The sequence below is a fragment of the Aestuariivita boseongensis genome (genome assembly GCF_001262635.1).
GTDB classification, from domain to species: Bacteria; Pseudomonadota; Alphaproteobacteria; order Rhodobacterales; family Rhodobacteraceae; genus Aestuariivita; species Aestuariivita boseongensis.
In genome coordinates this window covers 1-6502 of record NZ_JXYH01000086.1, presented here as the reverse complement: position 1 = coordinate 6502, position 6502 = coordinate 1, and the positions used below count along the sequence as shown (strand labels likewise).

At 51.3% G+C, this 6502-nt stretch carries 3 protein-coding genes; 1 reads left to right on the top strand and 2 read right to left on the bottom strand.

All coding sequences use genetic code 11. From position 1 onward, the window contains the following. Positions 1–490: 490 nt before the first annotated feature. Both TR61_RS20605 and TR61_RS20060 read right to left on the bottom strand, forming a co-directional pair. On the bottom strand, positions 491–682 hold the full coding sequence (locus TR61_RS20605; protein WP_425394230.1) for a DUF6538 domain-containing protein: 192 nt from the start codon (positions 680–682) through the stop codon (positions 491–493). 199 nt (positions 683–881) lie between these two features. Beyond that, entirely contained in the window at positions 882–5153 is a 4272-nt protein-coding gene (locus TR61_RS20060; protein ID WP_157440988.1) for an Ig-like domain-containing protein, read from the bottom strand. Positions 5154–5451: 298 nt separating this feature from the next. Between TR61_RS20060 and TR61_RS19750 the strand changes: the two genes are divergently transcribed. Further along, positions 5452–6099, top strand: coding sequence for a thermonuclease family protein (locus tag TR61_RS19750; RefSeq protein ID WP_082182049.1), 648 nt, complete (start codon positions 5452–5454; stop codon positions 6097–6099). Positions 6100–6502 lie beyond the last annotated feature (403 nt).

Here is a 6502-nt window from a genome sequence, read left to right as displayed (position 1 = left end):
ATCAGATCGGGCTGCTCACTTGAACCGCCTTAATTTCTGCGACGGACATCGGAGCTCGTTGTCTTACGCCTGAATGGCGATTGTAATATAAGCCTGTGAACGGGTTAGTGTGTGTAATTCCGACTTCACCTGCTGCGAAATTAATAACTGATGTGACTGTTCCGAGGATTCTCGTAATGCTGCTACCGGCCAGTTTTCGCTCAACGAGCGCGTCTCTGAACCGCGTAGCATCTACCTTGGAGTAAGCCAGCAGGTCTTTGTCTCCGCAAATGTCGATGACATACCCACACGCTCTTTCGGCAGCTTGACTGAACGTCAACGGCCTATTTGGCGCCTTGAGCCTCAAGTAAATAGCTACGGCTTCTGATAGGCGGACGGAAGCCTTGTCGTTTCGTGGGACGTCGTGGAAGGCTGACGGTGCGCCTAACGCCTGCTGTTGCAGTCTTAGCAAGTGTTTCCTGGGAAGTTCACTGTCCTTGGTTCGTAGATGCTACCAATACTCGTCGAGCTGATGCGAAGCCGTCATTGCTCTTGAAGTAGCCAACGCTGAAGAGCGTGTCCTCAGTGAATAGACTATCTTGCTCGCTAAGTAATGATCCTGGAGGTCTCTTGGAACCCTTCGCTCAAAATAGTAGATGCCATTTTTCTTGAACGAAAAGGGAACCGAATTGTCATACGCCATGTCCTACACCCGCGCAGTTTCCACAAGAAAACTGAGGGATACCAATGGGTTGCACTCGGGGATGGTGCCCAGGAGAGGTGAAGTTGATCTTTGTGAGACGCTCTAAGCCTATGTAAATTCGCTATTTTTCGTCAACCGAAAATCCATTGTGTCACCTTTTGTGTTACCTTTGGAAGGTTCGGTTGACAGAAACAGAACTTTAGAAGTCGACCGACATGCCAAGCGACACGCCGTAAGAGATGAAGTCTCCAGAACCTAGACCGTCCACAAAGATATCTGCCGATACCGTCATGCCATCTCTGTTGTCATACAGGTAACCGAGGTCAACACGGGCACGACTACCTTCGGTTTCCGTAATGAATGTGGATGCGGCACCATCACCGCTGAGGCGCGAATAAATTCCGGAAATGCCCCAAGTCAGCAAATGGTCTCCGTTCCCGAGCAAAAGTGGTTTTTCAAAGTCCACTCCTGCAGCCACTTCCATAAGCCGGATTTCCTGCTCTGCAACAGAGTTTGAAAGGCTGTCCACATACGCTTCCTGTTGGTCGCTAACATGGCTGAGCTGTAATCTCGGGAAGTACCTCACGGTTTCGCCCTCATAGCTGCCTTCCAATGCCAACATTGCTAACCAACGTTCCGAATCGAATTCGTCGGCAAATGTGCCGAACGGAGAGATGGTGTTACTACTGCGGCCATAGAGAGCGCGTCCCTCGAAGTAGAGCGGTTGCGTTCCCAGTTGTGCGATGAAGTAGGGTCCGGCGAGCCATCCATGGCCATCGGTTCCAATACCGCCGCCGAGATCATCATTGGCATAGTCGAACTGAAGCATACCGCCGACTAGTAATCCCTCGTTTACGCGGGAATGCGTCCCGATTGTCGCCAAAAGGTACGTGCTATCGCCAGGAGAGGCTTCAAAATCTGTGCGCGAACCCTGCAAAGCAAACCACAATGGGCCTTTGCTTCCCGAATGAGCGTTCAGCTTGGCCGCCTCGCCGGTTGCATCAAAGTTGAACTGGCCGCTCTGACGACCGGTAAGAAAATCAGTCAGCCTCGGTTGATTCCGAACAAGGTTTCGGGCGCGGTTCTGCATGAATTCTGCGATCATCTCACCCGCAACGGACGCACTGTCGATCGTTGACGACGCTGAGGCTTCGCTCGACAGATTGCCAAAATCATCCTGTGCTGCTCCTGCAGCCACTAGGATCGTGAGATTGTCCGTGCCATCCGGCGTTACGGTCATAGCATAGGTTTGGGGGCCGCCAGTCAGTGCACCGCCTGTGCCACCGGTAATCGTCACGTCACTAGCATCGAACCCTGTGACAGCCTCGCCGAAGTCGAAAGTTACGTTGAAAACGTCGCCCATGGCGAAGCTCTCAGGTACGCCTGAAATAACAAGAGTAGGCGCAACGCTATCGACGGCTACTACAACCTGTGTTGCGGCTGTATTGCCGTTACCAGCCGAATCCTGCGCTACATCGTTGGCAATATCGATTGATACGCCGCCATTCCCGTCTGGAGTAATTTCAACCGAATAGGTGTCGCCGCTCCCTTGAAAATTCGTGACTGAGCCGTTGGCAACCGTTACATCGCCCTGTTCAAAGCCAGTCACTTCCTCACTGAATTCTACGGTTACGATGAATGGATCAACCGTATTCACCTGCGTAGGTGCGCCATTGATGACGACGCTCGGAAGACCGTTGTCGACGTTGTAGCTTTCGTTTGCACCTGTGGGTGTCGTATTTACAAGCGCGTTACCCGCCACGTCTTGAATGTCTTGTGATCCAGTGAAGGCGACAGCGATAACACCGTTGAAATTTGCCAAATCACCGCCGGAGGCAGTAATTTGGTAGAGCGAACCTGACAGTTGAGAGACGGAAACTCCGGCCGTGCTTCCGCTGAGAACGAAGTCCGTCGCATCGGCATTTTGAACATTCTCGCTGAACGTAACGCGCCATACTAGGGTGTCGTCCGCAGTGTTCTCGTTAGCGGGAGAGAACCGCTCAACGGAGGCGACCGCAGGAGCGATGCCATCAAGATTGCCAGATATTGTCCCGAGTGCCTGGAACGGATTCCCCGCTGCATCGGCATACAAGCCTGACCCAATGGCAAGACTGAACGGACCGGGTCCTGATGGGGTAATCCTTAAGGTGAGAGTTCCGTTTGTCAGATTTACAGAATATCCCGAAACATTCGTGGCGCCCGCAAGATCGACCGCTGCTGCGTTGAAAGGAACCCCATCTGTATCCTCACTGAGTGAGAATACAGACTCGAATATGGTGTTTCCAGAAATGAAGCCATCAGATTGGAGCGTATAGGTTCCGCCCTGGTTATCTAGAGTGTATGTCTCGTTGGTACCGGGCGTTGTGTTCGCCAGTGGGTTTCCAGCGACGTCCAAGGTGCCGGGATTTGAGAGAACGCCAATTCCGACGGTTCCATTCGTTGTTGCCAAGTCACCACCCGATAGGCGGATGTCGAAGACAGATGAACTGACCTGCGTGAAGCTAGTCGTCGCGGTAGTTCCTGAAACGCTTACCCCAACCCCTGACGAGAAGTTTACAGAACCTAGTGCTTCGTCGAAGGTCACACGAAACGTGACTTCATCTGCGCTTGTAATCTCGTCGCTTGGTGATTGACGTGTGACCGACAAAACAGAAGGACCAGCGTTATCGAAAACGATGCTCTCATTGACTCCGCTAGGGGTCACGTTGGTGAGCAGATTAAGTCCATCATCGCGGATTTCGGTGACAGCAGCGAAAGAAAGTCCAACGCTCCCATTCAAGGTTGCGAGGTTCCCGCCAGAGACCGTCACCCTGTAAGCAGCACGTGATCCAAACTGCGTCAAAGCCGACACTGTCGCTGTAGACCCGGTTACGACAAAATCATCTGCAGTAACGTTCAAAACTTCTTCAGAGAAGCGAACGATGAATTGACCGCTATCCGAATTGGTCGGCGAGGAACTTGCTGCTTCGATTGAAACAACTGTCGGCTGGATGTTGTCCAATGTGACGTTACTCTGATCAACTCCGGTCGGAGTGGCTGGGACGAACACATTCCCTGATGCATCAGCGATGTCTTGGCCAGGTGTGAATCCGAAAGATACGTCGCCGTTGAAATTTACTAGGTTTGGGCCGCTAAAGGTCACAACTCGAAATTGGCCAAAACCAGTTATGCTGCTGACGGTCGCAGGTACGCCAACGAGCTGAAAGTCATCTACAGAAACGTTTTCAACCGGTTCGTTCCAAGTGACCTGGAAGGTCAAGGTGTCAGAATTGGTCGTGCCAAAAAAATTCGGAGATTCCAATCCGACAGAGGTCAGCACAGGTGGTTGTGTATCAGGCTCTTCATATCTGATTTCGAACGGTGTTGATGGTAATAGCGGGTTACCCGCCGCATCGGTCGGCGTTCCAGCGATCGCTACACTCACGATCCCTTCGACGGTCGGTATAACGAAAATGTTCGATACAGGACCCCCAATATTGTAACCGTTAAGTGTACCGCCCGTTACAGAGTAGTTCACACTTGGATTATTCATAACTTCTGAAAAAGTTGCCACGACCGTAAATGGACCGCTTACGGGCTCGCTGGCACTAGAGGAAAATTGCACAGTGGGGGAGGTATTGTCGACGAAGTAGACTCTCTCATCGGCCCCAGATGAGGTCGTTGTTACCAAAGCATTTCCAGAAGCATCTTCAATCAGGTTTGTCACAAACGTAAGTTGCACCACAGCATCCAGATCAGCGAGATCACCTCCGGATGCAGTCACTATGTAAGTGGTTGCGCTTTCTTGGGTAAATGTCACCGTCGCTGTTGTGTTAGAGGCTCCAAACGCGTTCGCGCCAATGGTGCCCATATCTTCATTGAATGTAACTCTCCACTGAAGCGTGTCGGCGTTGACGTTTTGCGTGTTGAATGTCGTATCGCCGGTAGAAGTAAGTCTTTCAATCGAGGCGATCTCTGGAGGCGTCGTGTCAGGGGGCGGCCCAACGGTGCAGTCTGGGTCAAGAGCTATTGCGTCAAAGGCAACACTGTCGAGAACATTGGTGGCCACAAACGTCGCCCCCACGCTCTGATCGAGTGTCGCATCAAACTCATCAATCCAATAAATTGTGAAGTCACCTGCCGATGTAGGCGCGATGTCTACAAAAACCCCTGAGCTTAAACCGCTCTGCTCTGAACCAACAACTACCTGGTTGGCAAAAGCGCCAACGATAGTTCCGCCGCCATCAACAAGATATACGCCTACGCGGTCCGTTCCTCCTCCGTCATCGGTAGGGAAGTCCGATGCAACCCAACTCAGTTGGTACCGAAACTGTGTTTTGGGATCAGCGGCTGAGCATGTTCCATCGCTGCCTAGAAAAACGTTCGAAAGGGTCAGCGCGTAACCATCCGAAGGAGCAAGCAAAGAGGAGAAAACAAGAGCGCCAAGTGCTGTGCGGGTTACTGGGTTTAAGCACACCCTATGAAAATCCATATTCTAAACTCATCTTTGCTGCTTCGAAACAGCTCCCTTTAAAAAAATGTAACCGAATCATGGCAATACCCTTAACGCCATGACTTCAGTACTGTGGTCTTCTGGCAACGTGCTGCTTGTTGTCTGCTTCCGGTCCTTTGCGGCGTTCTATACGTCTTGAGCGTTCGTTTAGGTTCAAGCTTGCATGTGGCGTCCGGTTTTGGGGGCTCTGCCGGAAGATTATGTGCAAGGTATCCGCAACTTTGCCCTGTGGATCGCTTGGAATTTTCGGCTATTGTGCCGCTAGCCTATTGAATTCATGGAGTTAGTTGTTTTGGAATTTTTGGTGGTTTTGGTGATCCTAGTCGGCGCTTTGTTTGCCTTTGCAAACACCGGTAGGTCACAAGGCCGCAGCGCCCGGCCAAATACGCAGAAGATATCAAAACAGACGGCACAAAAGCGAACTCGACCTGCTCACCGAAGTGCGAGCAAGTCGGGACAAAGCCATCAGCGTACACCTCCGGCATTTAACGAAAAAAGTGCCCGACATCTTCCTAAAGAGCGCTTGCTGAAGGGCGCAGCATGGGTGGTCGATGGCGACACAATAAAGATTAAGAACACGCAAATCCGTCTATTCGGTGTTGATGCTCCTGAGCTTAACCATCCATACGGGAAGAAGGCTAAATGGGCACTTCATGAACTCTGCAAAGGGCAAGAGGTAAGTGCGGAGATTACCGATGTGGATGAATATGGCCGGACGGTTGCACGTTGCTACCTTCCTGATGGGAGAGACTTGTCAGAAGAGATGGTGCGAAAAGGTCTAGCCCTGGATTGGTCGAAATTCTCTGACGGAGCATATCGCCATTTGGAAACAAATGATGCACGTAAGAAGCTCTTCCTGGCCGATGCTCGACAGAAGGGTCGGATGCACGTTTGGGAACGTTTTGAAGCCAGGAACAAGAGCTAGCCAGCTTCATCAACTGTCAGGTGATTTGTAGAAATCCTTCAATGGAAGACTTGGTTCCCGTGTCCGTCATTGGCTTGTCTCTTGTCGAACCGCGTTCCTATGATTGTCTGGTGATCGCGACTTCGCATCTTTTCTGGGCGTGTTGTTCTTTCAAAACTTGGCAGAGGCGATATCTATTTATTGATAGCCGTCTCCAAATCTCCACAATATATTGATAATGATGTGTGATGGCTGCCAAATTGGTGATCAGTCTGTGTCCATATCGAGCGATGATATTAAAGGTGCGCTTCGGATAGGGCTCAGAGCAGTCGTTCGCCGCAGTTATGTCCAATGACCGCGCTGCGGGACAATGCGGACTTCAACGGCGATTGAGCATTCTCTAGCTGAGCAGCCCGATCTGATT